Source organism: Streptomyces griseoviridis, assembly GCF_005222485.1.
GTDB lineage: Bacteria > Actinomycetota > Actinomycetes > Streptomycetales > Streptomycetaceae > Streptomyces > Streptomyces hintoniae.
On sequence record NZ_CP029078.1, the window covers coordinates 6,931,948 to 6,951,970 of the forward strand.

The 20,023-nt window shown below is 72.0% G+C and carries 17 protein-coding genes and 1 pseudogene; 6 read left to right on the plus strand and 12 right to left on the minus strand.

From position 1 onward, the window contains the following. Positions 1 to 17: 17 nt before the first annotated feature. From DDJ31_RS30060 to DDJ31_RS30070, 3 genes are all read left to right on the plus strand, one after another. A complete protein-coding gene (locus DDJ31_RS30060) occupies positions 18 to 1,349 on the plus strand; it encodes a copper amine oxidase (RefSeq protein WP_127177259.1) in 1,332 nt (443 codons plus the stop codon). A gap of 103 nt (positions 1,350 to 1,452) precedes the next feature. Then, the gene (locus DDJ31_RS30065) at positions 1,453 to 2,691 is read left to right on the plus strand and encodes an SAV2148 family HEPN domain-containing protein (RefSeq protein ID WP_127177258.1); all 1,239 of its coding nucleotides are present in this window, start codon (positions 1,453 to 1,455) and stop codon (positions 2,689 to 2,691) included. A 102-nt stretch (positions 2,692 to 2,793) separates the two neighbouring features. Next, positions 2,794 to 3,519, plus strand: a complete 726-nt coding sequence (locus DDJ31_RS30070; RefSeq protein WP_127177257.1) for a 3'-5' exonuclease — start codon at positions 2,794 to 2,796, stop codon at positions 3,517 to 3,519. A 106-nt stretch (positions 3,520 to 3,625) separates the two neighbouring features. Here the strand turns inward: DDJ31_RS30070 and DDJ31_RS30075 are convergent, their stop codons facing one another. Then, positions 3,626 to 4,489 (minus strand): phosphotransferase enzyme family protein, encoded by an 864-nt coding sequence (locus tag DDJ31_RS30075; protein ID WP_127177256.1) that lies wholly within the window; start codon positions 4,487 to 4,489, stop codon positions 3,626 to 3,628. A gap of 117 nt (positions 4,490 to 4,606) precedes the next feature. Here DDJ31_RS30075 and mgt point away from each other — a divergent pair. After that, positions 4,607 to 5,927 (plus strand): annotated as a pseudogene (mgt, locus tag DDJ31_RS30080) (macrolide-inactivating glycosyltransferase). Between the two features lie 76 nt (positions 5,928 to 6,003). On the opposite strand, the gene DDJ31_RS30085 reads toward mgt, so the two are convergent. Beyond that, positions 6,004 to 8,268 carry an MMPL family transporter gene (locus DDJ31_RS30085; protein WP_127177254.1) on the minus strand — a complete coding sequence of 755 codons (2,265 nt, stop codon included), beginning with the start codon at positions 8,266 to 8,268 and terminating at the stop codon, positions 6,004 to 6,006. Positions 8,269 to 8,768: 500 nt separating this feature from the next. On the opposite strand from DDJ31_RS30085, the gene DDJ31_RS30090 reads away from it, so the two are divergent. Both DDJ31_RS30090 and DDJ31_RS30095 read left to right on the plus strand, forming a co-directional pair. Further along, complete coding sequence (locus DDJ31_RS30090; RefSeq protein WP_127177253.1) at positions 8,769 to 9,323, plus strand: DUF1697 domain-containing protein; 555 nt, start codon at positions 8,769 to 8,771, stop codon at positions 9,321 to 9,323. 21 nt (positions 9,324 to 9,344) lie between these two features. Then, positions 9,345 to 10,367 (plus strand): ketopantoate reductase family protein, encoded by a 1,023-nt coding sequence (locus DDJ31_RS30095; protein ID WP_127177252.1) that lies wholly within the window; start codon positions 9,345 to 9,347, stop codon positions 10,365 to 10,367. A gap of 346 nt (positions 10,368 to 10,713) precedes the next feature. Here DDJ31_RS30095 and DDJ31_RS30100 read toward each other — a convergent pair whose 3' ends face one another. The 10 genes from DDJ31_RS30100 to DDJ31_RS30150 all read right to left on the minus strand — a co-directional run bounded on the left by DDJ31_RS30100 (position 10,714) and on the right by DDJ31_RS30150 (position 20,004). Beyond that, positions 10,714 to 11,475 carry a sirohydrochlorin chelatase gene (locus DDJ31_RS30100; protein WP_127177251.1) on the minus strand — a complete coding sequence of 254 codons (762 nt, stop codon included), beginning with the start codon at positions 11,473 to 11,475 and terminating at the stop codon, positions 10,714 to 10,716. A gap of 8 nt (positions 11,476 to 11,483) precedes the next feature. Beyond that, positions 11,484 to 12,362: an ABC transporter permease gene (locus tag DDJ31_RS30105; protein WP_127177250.1), complete on the minus strand. Its 879-nt coding sequence runs from the start codon at positions 12,360 to 12,362 to the stop codon at positions 11,484 to 11,486. Beyond that, complete coding sequence (locus tag DDJ31_RS30110) at positions 12,349 to 13,128, minus strand: ABC transporter ATP-binding protein (protein ID WP_127177249.1); 780 nt, start codon at positions 13,126 to 13,128, stop codon at positions 12,349 to 12,351. Before DDJ31_RS30110 ends, DDJ31_RS30105 begins: the two co-directional genes overlap by 14 nt. A 34-nt stretch (positions 13,129 to 13,162) precedes the next feature. Then, positions 13,163 to 14,284, minus strand: coding sequence for an aliphatic sulfonate ABC transporter substrate-binding protein (locus DDJ31_RS30115; protein ID WP_127177248.1), 1,122 nt, complete (start codon positions 14,282 to 14,284; stop codon positions 13,163 to 13,165). A gap of 235 nt (positions 14,285 to 14,519) precedes the next feature. Next, complete coding sequence (locus DDJ31_RS30125; protein ID WP_127177246.1) at positions 14,520 to 15,857, minus strand: sulfate adenylyltransferase subunit 1; 1,338 nt, start codon at positions 15,855 to 15,857, stop codon at positions 14,520 to 14,522. A 2-nt stretch (positions 15,858 to 15,859) separates the two neighbouring features. Further along, positions 15,860 to 16,804 (minus strand): sulfate adenylyltransferase subunit CysD, encoded by a 945-nt coding sequence (cysD, locus tag DDJ31_RS30130; RefSeq protein ID WP_127177245.1) that lies wholly within the window; start codon positions 16,802 to 16,804, stop codon positions 15,860 to 15,862. Then, the gene (gene cysC, locus DDJ31_RS30135) at positions 16,801 to 17,427 is read right to left on the minus strand and encodes an adenylyl-sulfate kinase (RefSeq protein ID WP_240678025.1); all 627 of its coding nucleotides are present in this window, start codon (positions 17,425 to 17,427) and stop codon (positions 16,801 to 16,803) included. The genes cysD and cysC overlap by 4 nt, the downstream gene beginning before the upstream one ends. After that, positions 17,424 to 18,134, minus strand: coding sequence for a phosphoadenylyl-sulfate reductase (locus DDJ31_RS30140; RefSeq protein WP_127177244.1), 711 nt, complete (start codon positions 18,132 to 18,134; stop codon positions 17,424 to 17,426). Before DDJ31_RS30140 ends, cysC begins: the two co-directional genes overlap by 4 nt. After that, positions 18,131 to 18,310, minus strand: a complete 180-nt coding sequence (locus DDJ31_RS30145) for an IS1 family transposase (protein ID WP_127177243.1) — start codon at positions 18,308 to 18,310, stop codon at positions 18,131 to 18,133. Before DDJ31_RS30145 ends, DDJ31_RS30140 begins: the two co-directional genes overlap by 4 nt. Beyond that, positions 18,307 to 20,004 carry a nitrite/sulfite reductase gene (locus DDJ31_RS30150; protein WP_127177242.1) on the minus strand — a complete coding sequence of 566 codons (1,698 nt, stop codon included), beginning with the start codon at positions 20,002 to 20,004 and terminating at the stop codon, positions 18,307 to 18,309. The genes DDJ31_RS30145 and DDJ31_RS30150 overlap by 4 nt, the downstream gene beginning before the upstream one ends. Positions 20,005 to 20,023: the final 19 nt, after the last annotated feature.

A 20,023-nucleotide genomic window follows, 5' to 3' on the forward strand; every position in this document is an offset into this window, starting at 1 on the left:
AAGGGAGTCACCTCTCCATGCGCGTGAACAGCATCAGCCGTGCCCGCGGCCGGGCCGCCCTCGGCGTCTCCGTGGCCGCACTCGCCGTGGGCGCCACGGCCGGCGCCGGGCCCGCCGACGCCCAGCCCCAGCGGCAGCCGAGAGCCGCCGCCGCGCCCGCCGCCGACTGCAGCGCCGCCTACCGCATCGAACAGAAGCTCTCCACCGGCACCACCTGGCGGATGTGCTGGCACTACGACAGCAAGGCGGGACTGGTCCTGGAGAAGATCTCCTACCAGCCCAAGGGCGAGACCAAGCCCATCAAGGTCCTCAACAGCGCCCGCCTCGGCCAGATCGACGTCCCCTACGACGACGGCAGCGTCGAGTACGACGACCTCACCGGCTTCGGCTTCGCGCAGGGCCTCGTCAACATGAACGCCGCGGAGTGCCCCGGCGGCACCATCAAGACCGTCAAGGTCCCCGACGCGTTCTACTCCGACAGCCCCGACATCAAGGGCCTGTGCGCCACCACCAGGTCCCGCGGCCACGCGTACCGCATGCAGGCCGACACCGGCAACAAGGTGTACCAGCAGCAGGGCAAGGACCTGTTGATCTACACCGTCAACAAGGTCGGCTGGTACGAGTACATGACCGAGTGGCGCTTCCAGGACGACGGCACCCTCAACATGAACGTCGGCGCCACCGGCAGCCTCTCGCCCGGCGACTACGACGCGGGCGACGGCCGCGGCTGGCCGATCGGCAAGGGCCCCAAGTCCTACGCCACCAGCCACAGCCACAACGTCTTCTGGCGGCTCGACTTCGGCCTCGACGGCTCCACCAAGGGCCGCGTCGAACAGTACGACTCCAAGGTCACCGCGCCCGCCCGCGGCCAGGAGGCCCCCACCAACAGGACCACCGTCACCAAGGTCACCAAGGAACTCGCCGGGGACGCCAAGAACTACCGCTGGTGGCGGATGGTCAGCGCGACCGGCAAGAACAAGGACGGCCACGCCCGCTCCTACGAGATCGTGCCGGGCGCCACCACCAAGTTCCTCGGCCGCTCCTTCACCAAGCACGACGTGTACTTCACCGAGTACGACAAGTGCGAGCAGTTCGCCAGCAACAACACCGGCGCCTGCCCGTCGGGACACGGCAAGTCCGTGGACTCCTGGGTGAACGGACAGACCCTGACCCACCCCATCACCTGGGTCAACGTCGGTTTCCACCACATCGCCCGGGACGAGGACCAGCAGCCCATGCCGGTCCACTGGCAGGGCTTCTCCATCGCCCCGCGTGATGTCACCGCCATGAACCCGCTCACGCCGGCCGCCCTGGCCGACCAGAACGGACAAGTCACACCGCGCAGTTGAGAAACGACCTGTCCATCCGGCTGCACCGCCGACCGCTCCCGGAGTACCCTTCCTTGATCATTGGAGACGGGGATTGCTCGGGGGAGCGGAAGGCGGTGCGCGGGTGGGCGCGGGAGGGCTGGAGCTGCCCCCTGGCGACGAGAGTCGCGAGGGTAACTCCACAGAAGTCCCGCCCGGCACGGTGTCCCTGGCCCGGCCGATGGAGACCACCTCCATCGGCCCGGAGCTCGACTGGGACGCCGACGCCTGGCGCGAGGTGCGCACACGCGCCCAGCGGGCGGGACGGGCCTACATCTGGCTGAACCTCGTCGAACAGCGGCTGCGCGCGGTCGTGGCCGCCGTGCTGCGCCCCGTCTACGAACCCGTCCACGGCGACGACTGGGTGGTCGCCGCCGCCGGACCGGCCGGCCAGGAGTGGGTGCAGCGCGCGGTCGCCGTCCGCGAAGTCAGCCGCCGCAAGGGCTACTTGCTCGACCCGGCCGACGACAACGTGCTCAGCTTCCTCACCCTGCCCCAGCTGCGCGAACTGATGGTGCAGCACTGGCCGTGCTTCGAGCCCTACGTCGACGACCGCCGCGACGTCGAACTCGCCCTGGACGAGCTGGAGGTGACCCGCAACGTCGTCTCCCGCAACCGCGCCCTCTCCGAAGCCGTCCTCGGCCAGGCCGAACGCGCCTCCGCACGGATCCTGGAGACCCTCGGCTCGGCCGGTGACGTGCCCTCCGCCGGCCGGCTGCCGGTCGACGCCGTCGAGGACCTGGTCGGCGAACGGTACGCCGACGTCGTCGCCGTGCACTCCGACCGGGTCCGCCTGCTGCGGCAGTTCCCCGCCGAGGACATCTTCGGCGGCGCCCGCCGCCTCGACGCCGTCGGCATCGGCCTCAACCTGCTCGTGCAGAACTTCTCCGGGCGCCGCCTGGTCCGCCTCGCCGAGGCCGGCTGCCGGGTCAGGCTGCTGTTCCTCAACCCCGCCTCCAGCGCCGTCAAGCGCCGCGAGCGCGAACTCGGCATCAAACGCGGCGAGCTGAGCCGCGCCGTCGAGATGAACATCCTGCACATGCGCCGGGTCCGCTCCCGGCTGCGCGACCCGGGCGCCTTCGAGATCCAGGTCTACGACGAGACCCCGCGCGTCACCGCCTACCTGGTCGACGGCGACGGCCCGGACGGCATCGCCGTCGTCCAGTCCTACCTGCGCCGCTCCCGGGGCATGGAGGCGCCCGTCCTCGTCCTGCGCAACGGCAACCGGGTCGTGAAGTCGGACGAGGCGGACGACATCGGACTCTTCGCCACATACCGCGAGGAGTTCGAGACGGCCTGGGTGGATTCGCGCCCCGTGTCCTGACCTGTCCCCCCGGCGAAGCGGAACGCGCCCCTCTGATTGTCAGTGGCCCATGGCAGGGTGGGGACCACTGGGGGAACGCACCACCGAGAAGGGGGGCCACGCATGGGCTGGCACCGGGAGCTGCTGATCGGCTTCGACCTGGAGACGACCGGGACCGATCCGCACGAGGCACGTATCGTCACGGGCGCCGTGATCGAGGTGACGGCGGGAGAGAAGCGCGGACACCGCGAATGGCTCGCGGACCCGGGCGTGGAGATACCGGCGGACGCGGTCGCCGTGCACGGCATCAGCAACGCCCGCGCGGTGGCCGAGGGCCGCCCCGCCGACGAGGTCGCCGACGCCATCGCCGACGTCCTCACCGGCTACTGGGAGACGGGCGTCCCGGTCGTCGCGTACAACGCCGCCTTCGATCTGAGCCTGCTCGCCGCCGAGCTGCGCCGGCACGGGCTGCCGTCGCTGCGCGAGCGCCTCGGCGGCCGGGAGCCCGCGCCCGTCATCGACCCGTACACCATCGACCGCCGGGTCGACCGCTACCGCCGCGGCAAACGCAACCTGGAGGCCGTCTGCACGGAGTACGGCGTCCGGCTCGACGCCGCCCACGAGGCCGGCGCCGACGCCCTCGCCGCCGCCCGGCTGGCCACCGCGATAGCCGAGCGCCATCCGAAGATCGCGGCCCTCGGCCCGGCGGAGCTGCACCGCCGGCAGATCGAGTGGTACGCGGAGTGGGCGGCCGACTTCCAGGACTTCCTGCGCCGCAAGGGCGAGGCGGACGCGACCGTGGACACCACGTGGCCGCTCCGCGAACCGGCGGACGAGGCGGTGTCCTGAGCCGGGGTTCCTCGGCGGGGTGCGGGGCGGGGCGCAAGGCCGCGAGGGGAGCGGGTCGCTGGGTGAGATGTGCGCCGCCGGGGCGTGTCCCGGGGCGGGTGCGGGGTCAGAAGGGGTACCAGCGCACCGATTCGTCGCCGTCGCGCAGGGACGCCACTCGGCGTCTGAACTCCACCAGGGCCTTCGGGTTGTTCGGGGCGTGCTGGGCCACCCACGCGCAGCTTGCCGTCTCGCGGGCGCCGCGCAGCACCGAGCAGCCCGCCCACTCCCGCACGTCCCAGCCGTACGTCCCGGTGAACTCGTCGTACGCCTCCGCGGGCAGCCCGTACCGGTCCCGGGACAGCGCCATCACCACCAGGTCGTGCTCCCGCAGATCGGTGGAGAACGTCTCCAGGTCCACCAGGACGGGACCGCCCGCGCCGACGTGCACATTGCGCGGCAGGGCGTCGCCGTGGATGGGGCCGGGCGGCAACCGAGGGGTGAGCGCCGCCGCGGCGGCGGCGAAGCCGTCCCGGCGCTCCCGCAGATAGGCCGCGTCCGCCGGGTCGACGGTGTCGCCCGCGAGCCGCAGCCACCGTTCGACCCCGCCCAGCAGTTCACGGGCGGGCAGCGCGAACGGCGGGGCGGGCAGCGCGTGCACGAGCCGGAGCAGCCCGGCGAGATCGCCGGGCCCGGCCGGGCGCACCGGGTCGGGCAGCCGCTCCCACACGGTCACCGGATGCCCGTCGACCAGCAGCGGCTGGGGGCGGGCCGCCCGGACCGCGGGGACCTCGGCCTCGGCCAGCCACAGGGCGACGGACAGTTCGCGGCGGGCCCGGTCCAGGAGTTCGGCGTCGCGGCCGACCTTGACCACCAGGTCACCGGCGGCGAACACGGCGTTCTCGCCCAGTGCGAGCAGCCGCGCCTCGCCCGCGGAGCGGGGCAGCACCTCCGCCGCGGCCAGTACCTCCCGGGCCCGTGCCTCGTCCATCGTCCGCCTCCGTCTTCCTGATCCGTGCTGGTGGTGCGTCCGGTGACGCGCCGTCGGCCTCCGTCGCCCGCGTCGCCGGTCAGTGTCGCACCCGCACCGCCCCCGGGCCGACGGCACCTGCCCCCGCCCGTCGCCGGCGCACGGCAAAACACATTGCACGAGACGTATCGTCTCGCCTACGGTCGCTGCCATGACCACCCCAGCCCACATCGCCATGTTCTCCATCGCCGCCCACGGGCACGTGAACCCGAGCATCGAGGTGATCCGCGAACTCGTCCGCCGTGGTCACCGCGTCACGTACGCCATCCCGCCGGTCTTCGCCGACAAGGTCGCCGAGACCGGCGCCGAACCCAGGACCTGGCACTCCATCCTGCCGTCGCCCGACGACGACCCGGCGGCCTGGGGCACCACCCTCCTCGACCACGTCGAGCCCTTCCTCGCCGACGCCGTCCAGGCGCTGCCCCAACTGGCCGAGGCGTACGACGGCGACGAACCGGACCTGGTGCTGCACGACATCACCTCCTATCCGGCCCGGGTCCTCGCCCACCGCTGGGGCGTCCCGGCGGTCTCCCTCTCCCCGAACCTCGTCGCCTGGGAGGGCTACGAGGAGGAGGTCGCCGAACCGCTGTGGGCCGAGCCCCGGCGCACCGAGCGCGGCCGGGCGTACTACGCCCGCTTCCGGACCTGGCTCCGGGAGAACGGCATCACCCAGGACCCCGACCCGTTCACCGGCAGACCCGACCGGTCGCTGGTGCTGATCCCGCGCGCGTTGCAGCCGCACGCCGACCGGGTCGACGAACGCGTGTACACCTTCGTCGGCGCCTGCCAGGGCGAGCGGGCCGCGCAGGGCGACTGGCGGCGCCCGCCAGGCGTCGAGAAGGTGGCCCTGGTGTCGCTGGGGTCGGCCTTCACCGACCGGCCCGCCTTCTACCGGGAGTGCGTGCGGGGCTTCGGGGAGCTGCCCGGCTGGCACCTGGTGCTCCAGATCGGCAGGCACGTGGACCCGGCCGCGCTCGGGGACCTCCCGGCCAACGTCGAAGTGCACGACTGGGTGCCGCAGTTGGCGATTCTCCGGCAGGCCGACCTGTTCGTCACGCACGCCGGGGCGGGCGGCAGTCAGGAGGGTCTCGCCACGGCCACCCCGATGATCGCCGTCCCGCAGGCGGTCGACCAGTTCGGCAACGCCGACCTGCTCCAGGAGCTGGGGGTGGCCCGCAGGATCGACACCGAGGACGCGACCGCCGAGACCCTGCGCGCCACCGCCCTCGCCCTGGTCGACGACGCCGAGACGGCCCGCAGGCTGGAGCGCGTGCGGGCCGAGATGGCGCGGGAGGGCGGCACCCGGCGGGCGGCCGACCTGATCGAGGCCGAACTCCCGCACCGGGCCGGGCGCGTGCTGCCCGGCGGCGACCGGGGCGCCCGGCCGGCCGACTCCTGACAGGGGAGAGCCCGTTGGTCCCCCCGGGACACCAACGGGCTCTCGTTCAGGAGTGGTTGCCGCCGACGACGGCCGGTCACACGCGCAGCGGCTCGCCCTCGTCGTCACGGGCCGCCGGGCGCGCGGGCGGGCGCGGGGGCTCCTCGTCGTGGGTGAGGTCGGGCAGCCGGCGCAGCCAGGTCGGGAAGTACCAGTTGCGCTCCCCGAGCAGCGCCATCACGGCGGGCAGCAGCACACCGCGGATGACCGTCGCGTCGATGAGGACGGCGGCGGCCAGGCCGACGCCCATCTGCTTCATCGACTGCATGGACAGCGTGCCGAAGATCGCGAAGACGGCGACCATGATGACGGCCGCGCTGGTGACGACGCCCGCCGTGGTGACCACGCCGTGCTCGATCGCGTCCCGCGTGGAGCGGCCCCGCAGCCGTGCCTCACGGATCCGCGAGACGACGAACACGTGGTAGTCCATCGACAGGCCGAACAGGATCACGAACAGGAACAGCGGCAGCCAGGAGATGATCGCCCCGACGCCCTCGGCGCCCACCAGGGACGCGCCCCAGCCGTGCTGGAAGACGGCGACGAGGATGCCGTAGGCGGCGCCCACCGACAGCAGGTTGAGGACGATCGAGGTGGCCGCCACCGTCAGCGAGCGGAACGACAGCAGCATCAGCGCGAACGCGAACACCACCACGAACATGAAGACCGGGACGACCGCGCCCGCCAACTGGGCGTTGAAGTCGAGCGATCCGGCGACCTGTCCGGTGATCGGCGCCCGCACCCCGTCCACCCTGCCGAGCGTCGCGGGCCGCACCTCGTCCCGCAGCTTCTTCAGGCTCGCGCCCGCCGCGTCCAGGTCGGAGCCGCCGACCAGCGGCACGTACACGAGGGCGACGTTCTGCGCGTCGTGCAGCCTGATGTCCACCGGGCCGCGCGAGGCACCCGAAGTGACCGCCCGCGCACGGAAGTCGGCGAGCGCGGACTTCACCTCGGGCGCGTTGATGTCCTTCGCCCTGACGACCACCTCGGCCGGCTCGGAGCCGCCGGGGAAGGCCGCGTTGACCCGCTTGTAGGTCTGCACGATCGGCAGCGAGTCGCCGAACTCCTGGTCCAGGGTGAGGTTCTGGGTCTTCATGCCGACGGCGGGCGCGGCGACGGCGAGCAGCGCGCCGGTCGCGACGACCACGGAGACGAGCGGCTTCGCCAGCACGCGTCGCAGCACGGCCCGCCAGAACCGGCTCTCGCCGCCGGTCCGCGCGGCCCGCCGCTCCATCGCCCGGCGCACGAAGGGGATGCGGCCCTTCTCGACGCGCTCGCCCAGCAGCGAGAGCAGCGCGGGCAGCACGGTCACCGAGCCGGCCATGGCGACCGCGACCACCATCAGCGAGGCCAGGCCCATCGCCTCGAAGTCGGAGATCCCGGTGAACAGCATGCCCGCCATCGCCACGCACACGGTGACCCCGGAGACGACGATCGCGCGGCCACTGGTGGCGGCCGCGATCCGCAGCGCCGTCGCCGCGTCCCGCCCCGCGGCCCGCTCCTCGCGCTCCCGGCGCAGATAGAACAGGCAGTAGTCGACGCCGACGGCCAGACCGACCAGCAACATCACCGAGTTGGCGGTGTCGCTCATCGGCTGGACATGGCTGACGACGCCCATCAGGCCCATCGTCGCCACGATCGCGGTGATCGCGAGCGCCACCGGCAGCAGCGCGGCGACCAGCGCGCCGAAGGCGATCAGCAGGATGCCGAGCGCCACCGGCACCGCGGACAGCTCCGCCTTCTGGAAGTCGTCGCCGAACGCGTCGTCGAACGTCTTGTTCATGCTGGCGGCGCCGATCTCCTCGATCCGCAGCGCGCCGTGCTCCTTCTGGACCCCGGCGACCGCGTCGAGGACGGGCCGCACCCGCTCGCCCGCGGTGTCGGAGTCACCCCGCATGTCGAACTGGACGAGCGCGCTCCGTCCGTCCTCGGAGACGGTGCCGCTGTCGTACGGCGAGGTCACGTCGGTCACCTCGCCGGTGGCCTCGACGGCCTTCACGACCGCCTCGACGGCCGCCCGGAACCCGGCGTCGGTGGCCTTGACGCCGTCGCCCTCCGCCTGGACCAGGACCGTCTCGCCCGCGGGCTCCTCGATCCCGGCGTCCTCGATGATCTTCGTGGCGGTGTGGGTCTCGCCCCGCAACTGGTCGCTGTCCTTGACGTCGACCCGGCCCGCCACCGAGCCGAGCCCCGTCGCCAGGACGACGAACAGCACCCATATGCCGACCGCCGCCCATCTGTGCCTGGCGCTCCAGCCGCCGGCCCGCGCGGCGATGCCCCGCACCCGCGCTTGTCCGTTCCCCATGCCGGGCCTGCCCCCTTGTGCACGGTGACAGCCCCCTGCCGTCACCTCCGCTTCGAAGGTATGTGCGGGATAAGCGCGTCACCTCGTGCTGCCCGGTGACACCGCCCGCCCCCGGCTCCTCCGTCCGGACGGCACCCCCTCCCCGGCGGGGAGGACCCGGGGCCCCTACATCTATCGGGGTCCGGAAGGGCCCGTCTCCGGGTCGCGGCGCCCTGGCTCTCAGGGTCGGCGCGGCAGACGCCGTCGGTACCGGGACGTCAGGGCTCGGGGGCGGCCGGTTCCCGGGGAAGGGTCCGGCCGGGCGCTGACGCGAGGGTGCCGGACAGGTCGCGGCCGGGCGGGGGAGCCGATGCCGGCCGTCGATCCGCGAGAGTCCCCGGCGGGCCCGGCACGCCCGGCACGCCCGGCACGGCGGCACGCCCGGCACGGCGGCCCGCCGCGTGCGGGCCGGCCGCCGTGCCCACCCCCGCGGGGCGCGACGGCCGACTTATGGTGTGCGCATGACGACGACGTACGCGGCGCTCCTGCGCGGGATCAACGTGGGCGGCAAGAAGAAACTCCCGATGGCCGAGCTGCGACAGCTCATGGAGGGCCTCGGGCACGACGGCGTCCGCACCCACCTCCAGAGCGGCCAGGCCGTCTTCACCACCGGCCGGGGCGACGAAGGCACCCTCGCCACCGAGCTGGCCGAAGCCATCGAGAAACGATTCGGCTTCCCGGTGGACGTGATCGTCCGCGACCACGCCTACCTCACCGCGGTCGTCGACGACTGCCCCTTCCCGGCCGCCGAACTCGAACCAAGGCAACTCCACGTCACCTACTTCTCCGCGCCAGTCGACCCGGCCCGCTTCACCGACCTCGACCGGGACACCCACCTCCCCGAGGAGTTCCGCCTCGGCGACCGCGCCCTGTACCTCTACGCCCCCGACGGCCTCGGCCGCTCCAAACTCGCCGAGGCGCTCTCCCGCCCCCGCGTCAACAAGGGCCTCATCGCCACCACCCGCAACTGGAACACCGTCACCAAGCTCGCGGAACTCACCCACCCACCGCGTTAGCCCCTGTGCGAGGCTCCTCCCATGCGCTACATCATCATCGGAGCGGGAGCCGTCGGCGGTGCCATCGGCGGGCGTCTCGCGGGCTCGGGACACGACGTGGTACTGGTCGCGCGCGGCGCGCACCTCGCCGCCCTGCGACAGCACGGACTACGACTCACCGTGCCCGACGGCGAGTTCACCCACCGGCTGCCCGCCGTCGAAACCCCCGACGAACTGGGTGAGTTGAGGCCGGACGACGTCCTCCTCCTCGCCGTCAAGACCCAGCACACCGAGGAAGCCCTACGGCTCTGGGGGCGCGCCCCGGTCGCGGGCGGCGGCACCGCGGCCGAACAACTGCCGCTGCTGTGCGCGCAGAACGGCGTCGAGAGCACCCGCATCGCGCTGCGCGTCTTCCGCCGCGTCTACGGCGTCTGCGTCTGGCTGCCCGCCACCCACCTCGAACCCGGCACCGTCTCCGCCGCAGGAGCCCCGCTCACCGGCATCCTGCACATCGGACGCTACCCGCACGGCACCGACGAGACGGCCCGCGCGGTCGCCGCCGACCTGGAGGTGTCCCACTTCGAGGCACCGGTCGCCGCCGACGTCGAACGCTGGCGGTACGCCAAGCTGCTCGCCAACCTCGGCAACGCCCTGGAGGCGGTCGCAGGGCCCCTCGAAGGCGACGACGCCACGGCCCTGTTCGCCCGGGTACGGGCGGAGGGCGCGGCCGTCCTCGACGCGGCGGGGCTCGCCCACGTGAGCGAGGAGGAACAGCGGGCGGTGCGCGGCGACAAGATCGCCCAGCTGCCGCTGCCCGGCGTCCCGCGCGGCGGCGGCTCCTCCTGGCAGTCGCTCACCCGCGCCGCCGGCACCATCGAGACCGACTACCTCAACGGCGAGATCGCCCTGCTCGGCCGCCTGCACGGCGTCCCGACCCCGCTGAACGAACTCCTGCAACGCCTCGCCGACCGGTTCGCCGCCGAGCGCCGCCCGCCGGGCTCGCTCCCGCTCCCCGACCTGCTGCGCCTGGCCGACGAGGCCGTCGCGTCCGTCCGGGAGCAATGACGGCACCGGTTCTGGCGTGGGGCGCGCGGCGCGGGGCGTGCGGGGCGTGCGGGGCGTGCGCATGGGGCGTGCGCGTGGACGTGTGGGCGTGAGGCGTGACGTGCGGGCGTGCGGCGCGCGCGTGACGCGTGGCCGTGGGGCGCACGACGTACGGCCACGTGCCCTGCGCCACCGCCGAACTCCCCCCGGAACTCCCCCCCCCGGCCCCCCGGAACTCTCCCGGACCTCCCCCGGCCCCCCGACACACCCCGGCATCCCCCGACCCCCCCGGCATTCCCCAGGCACTCCGCCGCCACCCCGCCGATGCGCCCCGATGCGCCGGTCGCCCGGCGCCCCGCGCCCGCCGTCAGGCGCTGAGCATCGGCAGCGGAAGCCGGCGGTGGCCCGAGGCCGCCTCCGTGTACCGCTCCAGGGCCACCCGCGCCACCTCGGGCGAGTCACCCAGGACGTCGGCGAGGACATCGGCCCCGGCCGCGCCCCGCGCGATCCGGTCCGGCAGGAAACCGGGCGCGAGCACGTACGGCGCCACCGCGACCCGCGCGCAGCCGAGCGCCCGCAACTCCCGTACCGCGTCCTCGGTGCGGGGCAGCGCCGCCGACGCGAACGCGGGCCGCACGGCGTACCAGCCGGTCTCCCGCCACTCCCGCGCGACAGCGTCGATCACCCCGATCGCCTCCGGGTCCGTGGACCCCGCCGAGGCCAGCACGACCCCCGTCGACGCCTTGTCGGCGGGCGTCAACCCGGCCTCGTACAACCGCCGTTCCAGCGCGGAGCGCAGCAGCGGTGACGGGCCGAGCACTTCCGCCTGCCGGATCCGCAGCCGCCGGGGCGCGTCCCGCAGTACCGCCGGGATGTCCGCCTTCGCGTGGAAGGCGCGGGTCAGCAGCAGCGGCAGCGCCACCACGTCCCGCACGCCCTCCGCCGCCAGGGACTCCAACACCCCTTGCACGGAAGGGACGTTGAAGTCCAGGAAGCCGGTCTCCACCCGCAGCCCCGGGCGCAGCGACCGTATCCGCCGCACCAGGGCGTGCACGGTCGCGGCGTGCCGAGGGTCACGGCTGCCGTGGGCGATGACCACGAGAACGGGGGAGACCGGCCGGATGTGCATGGACTACCTCAACTCCTCACCAGCAGACCGCGACCGCGCAGCACCCGGCGCTCCAGCGGGCTGAAGATCAGCAGGTCGATCGCGATGCCCACGAACAGGATCAGCAGGATCGCCTCGAACACCATCGCCATGTCGCTCGCGGTGCGCCCGTTCTCCAGCAACTGGCCGAGCCCCACGCCCAGATCGGGGAAGTTCGCGATGATCTCCGCGGCCATCAGCGAACGCCACGAGAACGCCCAGCCCTGCTTGAGGCCCGCCACATAGCCGGGCAGCGCGGCCGGCAGGGTGACGTGCCAGACGCCCTTCAGCCCGGTCGCGCCCATCGTGCGGCCCGCCCGCAGGAACAGCGGCGGCACCTGATCGACGCCGGAGACCAGGCCGTTGGCGATGGACGGCACCGCGCCGAGCAGGATCACCGCGTACATCATCGAGTTGTTCAGGCCCAGCCAGATCACCGCGGGCGGCACCCACGCCACCGAGGGCAGCGACTGGAGCCCCGACAGGATCGGGCCGATCGCCGCCCGCACGAACCTCACCCGCGCCACCAGCAGCCCCAGCGGGGTGCCGATGAGCAGCGCGAAGAAGAAGCCGAGCAGACCGCGCGACACGCTCGTCCAGATGTAGCCCAGCAGGTCGCCCTTGAGCCAGGCCTCCTTGAAGACGTCCCCGACCGCCGCGGGCGACGGCAGCTTCGACGGGTCGTCGACGACCGGGTACAGCAGCGTCCAGGCCACCAGGACCACCACGATCGCGATGATCGGCGGCAGGATCTTGTTGACGAAGGTGTGCCGGAACGTCGGCCGGCCGGCCGACGAGGTCTCCAGGGCGTCAAGACCGGCCTCGACGCTTCCCGCCTCCTGGACCGGCGTCGTCTCAGTGCTGGCCATGACGGCTGATCTCCCCACGCAGGACATCGGTGATCTCGACGGACAGTTCGGCCACCGGCGCGTCCTCGATGCGCCGCGGCTGCGGGATGCCGACCGTCCACTCGCGGGCGATCCGGCCGGGACGCGACGACAGCAGGATCACCCGCTGCGCGAGCCGCACCGCCTCGCGCACGTTGTGCGTCACGAACAGCACGGAGACGCCCGTCTCCGCCCAGATCCTGGTCAGTTCGTCGTGCAGCAAATCCCGGGTGATGGCGTCGAGCGCCGCGAACGGCTCGTCCATCAGCAGCAGGTTGCTCTCCTGGGCCAGCGCCCGCGCCAGCGCCACCCGTTGGCGCATGCCGCCGGACAGCTCGTGCACCCGCTTGCCGTAGGCGCCCTTCAGCCGGACCAGCGCGAGCAGTTCCTCGGTCCTGCCGCGCCGCTCCGGCTTCGGCACGCCCCGCAGCTTGAGGGCGAGTTCGATGTTCCGTCCCGCGGTCAGCCACGGGAACAGGGCGTGCTCCTGGAACATCAGGGCCGGGCGCCCGTCCGTCGTGATGGAGCCCGCGGTGGGCCGGTCGAGCCCCGCCACCAGGTTCAGCAGCGTGGACTTCCCGCAGCCCGAGGCGCCCAGGAGCGTGACGAACTCGCCCGGCGCGACATCGATGCTGATGTCGTCCAGGACGAGCTGCTGCCCGGCCGGGGTCGTGAAGGACTTCGAGACATGGTCGAGGCGTGCGGCGTGCTCGACCGCCTCTTCGGCCTTGGCGAGTGTCGTGGCCATGGTCGTCACCTCCTGGGAACTCGTCGGGGCCTGATCAGCTGGTGCCGAGACCTGCGGCGTCCACGGTGCTCGCGCCCTGGGCCTTGAGGACCTTGTTCAGGAGCGTGAGGTCGTAGATGCCCTTCAGGTCGGGCTTCTCCAGCAGACCGGCCTTGACGGCGTGCTCCGCCTCGGTGTCGAGGGTGGCGGCCAGCGGGTCGTCGGTGAACTGGACGGACTTCCAGGCCGGGTCGAGGACGTCGGCGGGCAGCTCCTTGCCCGAGTCCACGCCGAGCTGCTTGTTGGCGGCGGCCTTCGCCTCGTCCGGGTTGGCGTTGATCCACTTGTTGGCGTCGACCGACGCCTTCAGGACCGCCTCGACGGCCTTCGGGTGCTCCTTGAGGAAGCTCTGCCGCACGATGATGTTGGTGATCACGAACTTCTTGTCGGGCCACAGCGACGCCTCGTCGAGCAGCACCTTGCCGCCCTCGGCGACGAGCTTCGACGCGGTCGGCTCCGGCACCCACGCGCCGTCTATGGAACCCGCCTTGAAGGCGTCCGGGGTGATCTTGTTGTCGGTGCGGACGACGGTGACGTCACCCTTGCCGCTCTGCGCGTCGACCTTCCAGCCCTGCTCGGCCGCCCAGTTGAGGAACGCCACGTCCTGCGTGTTGCCCAGCTGGGGCGTCGCGATCTTCTTGCCCTTGACGTCCTTCAGGGACGTGACCTTCTTCGGGTTCACGACCAGCTTCACCCCGCCGGAAGCCGAACCGCCGATGATCTTCAGGCTCTTGCCCGCCGACTTGGTGTACCCGTTGATGGCCGGGGAGGGGCCGATCCACCCGATGTCGATGGAACCGGAGTTAAGCGCCTCGATCTCGGAAGGACCGGCGTTGAAGGTCGCGTACTGCGCCTTGGTGGCGCCCAACTCCTTCTGGAAGAGGCCCTGTTCACGGCCGACCAGCGCGGTCGCGTGGGTCAGGTTGCCGAAGTAGCCGATCTTCACGGAGTCGAGGCCGTCGATCTTCTTCGAACCGGCGGCGACCTTCTCGTTCGACGAGTCGTCCTTCGACTCGGAGCCGTAGCCGCAGGCGGCGAGGGCGAGCAGGGGCAGCGCGGCCAGCACGGCCGCACTCCGGCGCGTGAACCCGGAACGGGCGAAGCGGTTGGCAGGCACGGGAGGTGTTCCTCTCGTTGGCCCGGCGGGCACGGTCTCTCAGGTCGTGGCCGGGAGGTCGGCAGGGTGTCTTCGTCGTCTCGGAGACGTCCGGTGGGGGGACAGGGCGCGCAGGCGGTGCGCGTACGTCATCGCGCACATCGCGCCACCCCGCCCTGCCCGCTGCCGAGGTCGCCGCTGCCGACGCGGCCACCCTCCTTCGCGAACGTGGAGTAGAAATCGTTCGACGTCATGGTCAGAAGTCCCAACCGTCGTCGTCCGCCGGGTCCTTGACCGGGTCGGGGGCCGCGAACGACTCGCCGACCATGCCCGCCGTGAGCGTGGTGCCGTCGCTGGGGTCGATCAGGATGAACGAGCCGGTACGCCGTGAGTCGGCGTACGCGTCCACCGGCAGCGGCTCCGCGGTGCGGATCTTCACCCGGCCGATGTCGTTGGCAACGAGCTGCCCCGGGTGCGGGTGCAGGGACAGGTCGTCGAGGGTGAGGCGGGACGGGATGTCCTTGACGATCGCCTTGACGGTGCGGGTGCCGTGCTTGAGCAGCACCCGGTGCCCGACGGTCAGCGCCTGGTCGGCGACATGGCAGACGGTCGCCTCGATGTCCTGGGTGGTCGGCGGGGCGTCCTCGCCCGGCACGATCAGGTCGCCGCGCGAGATGTCGATGTCGTCCTCGAGGAGCAGCGTCACCGACTGCGTCGTCCACGCCACCTGGACCGGCTCGCCGAGCAGGTCGATACCGGCGATCCGCGAGGAGCGCCCGGACGGCAGGACGGTGACGTCCTCACCGACCCGGAACGAACCGGCGGCGATCTGGCCTGCGTACCCCCGGTAGTCGGGGTGCTCCGCGGTCTGCGGGCGGATCACGTACTGCACGGGCAGCCGGGCGTGGCAGTGGCTCAGGTCGTGGCTGACCGGGACCGTCTCCAGGTGTTCGAGGACGGTGGGGCCGCCGTACCAGTCCATCGTCGCGGACGGCTCCACCACGTTGTCGCCGGCCAGCGCGGAGATCGGGATCGCGGTGACCTCGGGCACGCCCAGCTCGGTCGCGTACGCCGTGAACTCCTCGGCGATCGCCGCGAACACCGGCTCCCGGTAGTCGACCAGGTCCATCTTGTTGACGGCGAGCACGACGTGCGGCACCCGCAGCAGCGCGGCGATCGCCGCGTGCCTGCGGGTCTGCTCGACGACGCCGTTGCGGGCGTCCACCAGGATCACGGTCAGTTCGGCGGTGGAGGCGCCGGTGACCATGTTGCGGGTGTACTGCACGTGGCCGGGGGTGTCGGCGAGGATGAAGCGGCGTCGGGGGGTGGCGAAGTAGCGGTAGGCGACGTCGATGGTGATGCCCTGTTCGCGTTCGGCGCGGAGGCCGTCGGTGAGGAGGGCGAGGTCGGGGGTGTCCTGGCCGCGGTTGCGTGAGGCGTGGGCGACGGCTTCGAGCTGGTCGGTGAGGACGGACTTGGAGTCGTGGAGGAGGCGTCCGACGAGGGTGGATTTGCCGTCGTCGACGGAGCCTGCGGTGGCGAAGCGCAGGAGGGTGGTGTCGGCGAGCGGGCCGGTGGTGGTGGGTGTCGTCATGGTTAGAAGTACCCCTCGCGTTTGCGGTCTTCCATCGCGGCCTCGGACATCTTGTCGTCGGCGCGGGTGGCCCCGCGCTCGGTGAGGCGGGAGGCGGCGATCTCGGTGATGACGGCGTCCAGGGTGGTCGCGTCGGAGTCGACCGCGCCGGTGCAGGACATGTCGCCGACCGTGCGGTAGCGCACGAGCCGTTTCTCCACGGTCTCGCCGTCCTTGGGGCCGCCCCACTGGCCTGCGGTCAGCCACATCCCGGCCCGCCGGAACACCTCGCGTTCGTGGGCGAAGTAGATGTCGGGGAGTGTGATGGCTTCGCGGGCTATGTACTGCCAGACGTCGAGTTCGGTCCAGTTGGAGAGGGGGAAGACGCGGACGTGTTCGCCGGGGGCGTGGCGTCCGTTGTAGAGGTTCCAGAGTTCGGGGCGCTGGCGGCGGGGGTCCCATTGGGAGAATTCGTCGCGCAGCGAGAAGACGCGTTCTTTGGCGCGGGCTTTCTCCTCGTCGCGTCGGCCGCCGCCGAAGACGGCGTCGAAGCGTTCGGTCTGGATCTTCTCGGTGAGGGGGAGGGTCTGGAGGGGGTTGCGGGTTCCGTCGGGTCGTTCGCGCAGGGTGCCGCGGTCGATGTAGTCCTGGACGGAGGCGATGTGCAGGCGCAGGCCGTGGTGTTCGACGGTGCGGTCGCGGTAGTCGAGGACCTCGGGGAAGTTGTGGCCGGTGTCGACGTGGAGGAGGGAGAAGGGGACGGCGGCGGGGGTGAAGGCTTTGAGGGCGAGGTGCAGCATGACGATGGAGTCCTTGCCGCCGGAGAAGAGGATCACCGGCCGTTCGAACTCGCCCGCGACCTCGCGGAAGATGTGGACGGCCTCCGACTCCAGCGCGTCCAGATGCGACAGCGCGTACGGGCTGCCGGTGCCCTCGTCGCCCTCGTGGACGGTAGCGGCGATGGTCATGCCAGTCCCCTCTCGGTGAGCAGCGCGTGCACGGCCGCCGCGGACTCCCGCACGCTCTGGTGCTGCGACTCGATCCGCAGATCCGGCGACTCGGGCTCCTCGTAAGGGTCGTCGACCCCGGTCAGCCCGGACAGCTCGCCCGCCGCCTGCTTGGCGTACAGGCCCTTCACGTCCCGCTCGCTGCACACCTCGACCGGCGTCGCCACATGCACCTCCAGATACGCGCTGCCGCCCTCCTGATGGCGCCGCCGCACCGCGTCCCGGCTCTCCGCGTACGGCGCGATCACCGGGACCAGCGCCTTGACGCCGTTACGGGCGAGGAGTTCGGCGAGGAAGCCGACGCGCTGCACGTTGGTGTGCCGGTCCTCGCGGCTGAAGCCGAGGCCGGCCGAGAGGAACTCGCGGATCTCGTCGCCGTCGAGCACCTCGACGAGGTGGCCCTCGGCCTTCAGCCGGCCTGCCAGCTCGTACGCGATGGTGGTCTTGCCCGCGCTCGGCAGACCCGTGAGCCAGACGGTGGCTCCGGTCGTCACGTGGTTCTCCTGTTGGTCGACGGCGGTGGCGGCGGTGGCGGTGGCGGGGGGAACGGTCTCGGTGGCGGCCGTGGTGTGTGTGGTCGTCATCCGTGCAGCCCGCACTCCGTCTTGCCGCTCCCGGACCAGCGGCCGGAGCGGGCGTCCTCGCCCTCCAGCACCCGCCGGGTGCAGGGGGCGCAGCCGACGGAGGCGTAGCCGTCCATCAGCAGCGGGTTGGTCAGCACGCCGTGCTCGGCGACGTAGGCGTCCACGTCGTCCTGGGTCCAGCGGGCGATCGGCGAGATCTTGACCTTCCGCCGCTTCGCGTCCCAGCCGACGACCGGGGTGGTGGCCCGGGTCGGCGACTCGTCGCGGCGCAGCCCCGTCGCCCAGGCCAGATACGAGGTGAGGCCCTGTTCGAGCGGCTCCACCTTGCGCACTCGGCAGCACAGGTCGGGGTCGCGGTCGTGCAGCCGGGGGCCGTGCTCCGCGTCCTGCTCGGCGACCGTGCGGCGCGGCGTGAGGGTGATGACGTTGACGTCCATCACGGCCTCGACCGCGTCCCGGGTGCCGATGGTCTCCGGGAAGTGGTAGCCGGTGTCGAGGAAGACGACGTCGACGCCGGGCAGCGCGCGGGAGGCGAGGTGGGCGACGACCGCGTCCTCCATCGACGAGGTCACGCAGAACCTGCGGCTGAAGGTGTCGGCCGCCCACTGGAGGATCTCCAGCGCGGAGGCGTCCTCCAGGTCGCGGCCCGCCTGCTCGGCGAGCGCCTTGAGGTCTTCGGTGCGGTCCTTCTCCTGAACGGCGGTCATATGTCGTCTCCCGCTCGGTCGGTGGGCTTCAGTCCCCGGGCGAGCAGCCCGAGGAACTTCAGCTGAAAGGCGCGGTTGCAGGCCGCGCATTCCCACGCGCCGTGGCCCTGTTCGCTCGGACGCAGATCCTCGTCGCCGCAGTAGGGGCAGTAGAAGGGCGCGGCCCGCTCGCTCATGACAGGGACTCCTCGGAGGCGCGGGAGGCCCAGGCGGCGAACCGCTCGCCGTCCTCGCGCTCCTCCTTGAACCGGGTGAGGACGCGCTCGATGTAGTCGGGCAGCTCGTCCGAAGTGACCTTCAGGCCACGGACCTTGCGGCCGAAACCGGCTTCGAGGCCGAGGGCGCCCCCGAGGTGCACCTGGTAGCCCTCGACCTGCTCGCCGTCGGCGTCGAGGACCAACTGCCCCTTGAGACCGATGTCCGCGACCTGGATGCGGGCGCAGGCGTTCGGGCAGCCGTTGATGTTGATGGTGAGGGGCTCGTCGAACTCCGGGATGCGGCGCTCCAGTTCGTCGATGAGGGAGGCGCCGCGCGCCTTGGTCTCGACGATGGCGAGCTTGCAGTACTCGATGCCGGTGCAGGCCATGGTGCCGCGCCTGAAGGGCGAGGGGCGGACCGCGAGGTCAAGCGCTTCGAGGCCCGCGACCAGGGAGTCGACCTGGTCCTTGGCCACGTCGAGCACGACCATCTTCTGCTCGGCGGTGGTGCGGACCCGGCCCGAGCCGTGCGCCTCGGCGACCTCGGCGATCTTGGTGAGGGTGGTGCCGTCGACCCGGCCGACGCGCGGCGCGAACCCGACGTAGTACAGGCCGTCCTTCTGCCGGTGCACGCCGACGTGGTCGCGCCAGCGCTCGACGGGCTGGTCGGGCGCCGGGCCGTCGATCAGCGCGCGCTTCAGGTACTCCGTCTCGAGGACCTGGCGGAACTTCTCGGTGCCCCAGTCGGCGACCAGGAACTTCAGCCGGGCGCGGGTGCGCAGCCGGCGGTAGCCGTAGTCGCGGAAGATCGAGATGACGCCCTCGTAGACGTCGGGGACCTCGTCGAGCGGGACCCAGGCGCCGAGCCGCTGGCCGATCTTCGGGTTGGTGGAGAGGCCGCCGCCGACCCACAGGTCGAAGCCGGGGCCGTGCTCGGGGTGGACGACGCCGACGAAGGCGATGTCGTTGATCTCGTGCGCCACGTCGAGCAGCGGCGACCCGGAGATCGCCGACTTGAACTTGCGGGGCAGGTTCGAGAACGCCTGGTCGCCGATGATCCGGCGCTGGATCTCGTCGATGGCGGGGGTGCCGTCGATGATCTCGTCCTCGGCGATGCCGGCGACGGGGGAGCCTAGGATCACGCGGGGCGTGTCACCGCAGGCCTCGGTGGTGGAGAGGCCGACGGCCTCCAGGCGGTTCCAGATCTCGGGGACGTCTTCGATCCGGATCCAGTGGTACTGCACGTTCTGCCGGTCGGTGAGGTCGGCGGTGCCGCGCGCGAACTCCTGCGAGATCTCGCCGATCACCCGGAGCTGGGCGGTGGTGAGCCGGCCGCCGTCGATGCGGACGCGCAGCATGAAGTACTCGTCGTCCAGCTCCTCGGGCTCCAGGATCGCGGTCTTGCCGCCGTCGATCCCGGGCTTGCGCTGGGTGTAGAGGCCCCACCAGCGCATCCGGCCGCGCAGGTCGTTGGGGTCGATCGACTGGAACCCGCGTTTGGAGTAGATCGTCTCAATGCGTGTCCGCACGTTGAGACCGTCGTCGTCCTTCTTGAACTGCTCGTTGCCGTTGAGCGGGGTGAAGTGCCCCGCGGCCCACTGGCCCTCACCGCGGTGACGGCTCGCCTTGCGACGGGGAGTCTCGGCAGCGGGGTTCTGCGGGGTGGCGGCCATGGTTCTACGTCCTCCGGGA

Excerpts from the sequence above, each read along its gene's own strand:
- DDJ31_RS30060 (WP_127177259.1), top strand. The coding sequence starts at position 18 with ATGCGCGTGAACAGCATCAGCCGTGCCCGCGGCCGGGCCGCCCTCGGC.
- DDJ31_RS30070 (WP_127177257.1), top strand. The coding sequence starts at position 2,794 with ATGGGCTGGCACCGGGAGCTGCTGATCGGCTTCGACCTGGAGACGACC.
- DDJ31_RS30075 (WP_127177256.1), bottom strand. The coding sequence starts at position 4,489 with ATGGACGAGGCACGGGCCCGGGAGGTACTGGCCGCGGCGGAGGTGCTG.
- DDJ31_RS30085 (WP_127177254.1), bottom strand. The coding sequence starts at position 8,268 with ATGGGGAACGGACAAGCGCGGGTGCGGGGCATCGCCGCGCGGGCCGGC.
- DDJ31_RS30090 (WP_127177253.1), top strand. The coding sequence starts at position 8,769 with ATGACGACGACGTACGCGGCGCTCCTGCGCGGGATCAACGTGGGCGGC.
- DDJ31_RS30095 (WP_127177252.1), top strand. The coding sequence starts at position 9,345 with ATGCGCTACATCATCATCGGAGCGGGAGCCGTCGGCGGTGCCATCGGC.
- DDJ31_RS30100 (WP_127177251.1), bottom strand. The coding sequence starts at position 11,475 with ATGCACATCCGGCCGGTCTCCCCCGTTCTCGTGGTCATCGCCCACGGC.
- DDJ31_RS30105 (WP_127177250.1), bottom strand. The coding sequence starts at position 12,362 with ATGGCCAGCACTGAGACGACGCCGGTCCAGGAGGCGGGAAGCGTCGAG.
- DDJ31_RS30110 (WP_127177249.1), bottom strand. The coding sequence starts at position 13,128 with ATGGCCACGACACTCGCCAAGGCCGAAGAGGCGGTCGAGCACGCCGCA.
- DDJ31_RS30125 (WP_127177246.1), bottom strand. The coding sequence starts at position 15,857 with ATGACGACACCCACCACCACCGGCCCGCTCGCCGACACCACCCTCCTG.
- cysD (WP_127177245.1), bottom strand. The coding sequence starts at position 16,804 with ATGACCATCGCCGCTACCGTCCACGAGGGCGACGAGGGCACCGGCAGC.
- cysC (WP_240678025.1), bottom strand. The coding sequence starts at position 17,427 with ATGACGACCACACACACCACGGCCGCCACCGAGACCGTTCCCCCCGCC.
- DDJ31_RS30140 (WP_127177244.1), bottom strand. The coding sequence starts at position 18,134 with ATGACCGCCGTTCAGGAGAAGGACCGCACCGAAGACCTCAAGGCGCTC.
- DDJ31_RS30145 (WP_127177243.1), bottom strand. The coding sequence starts at position 18,310 with ATGAGCGAGCGGGCCGCGCCCTTCTACTGCCCCTACTGCGGCGACGAG.
- DDJ31_RS30150 (WP_127177242.1), bottom strand. The coding sequence starts at position 20,004 with ATGGCCGCCACCCCGCAGAACCCCGCTGCCGAGACTCCCCGTCGCAAG.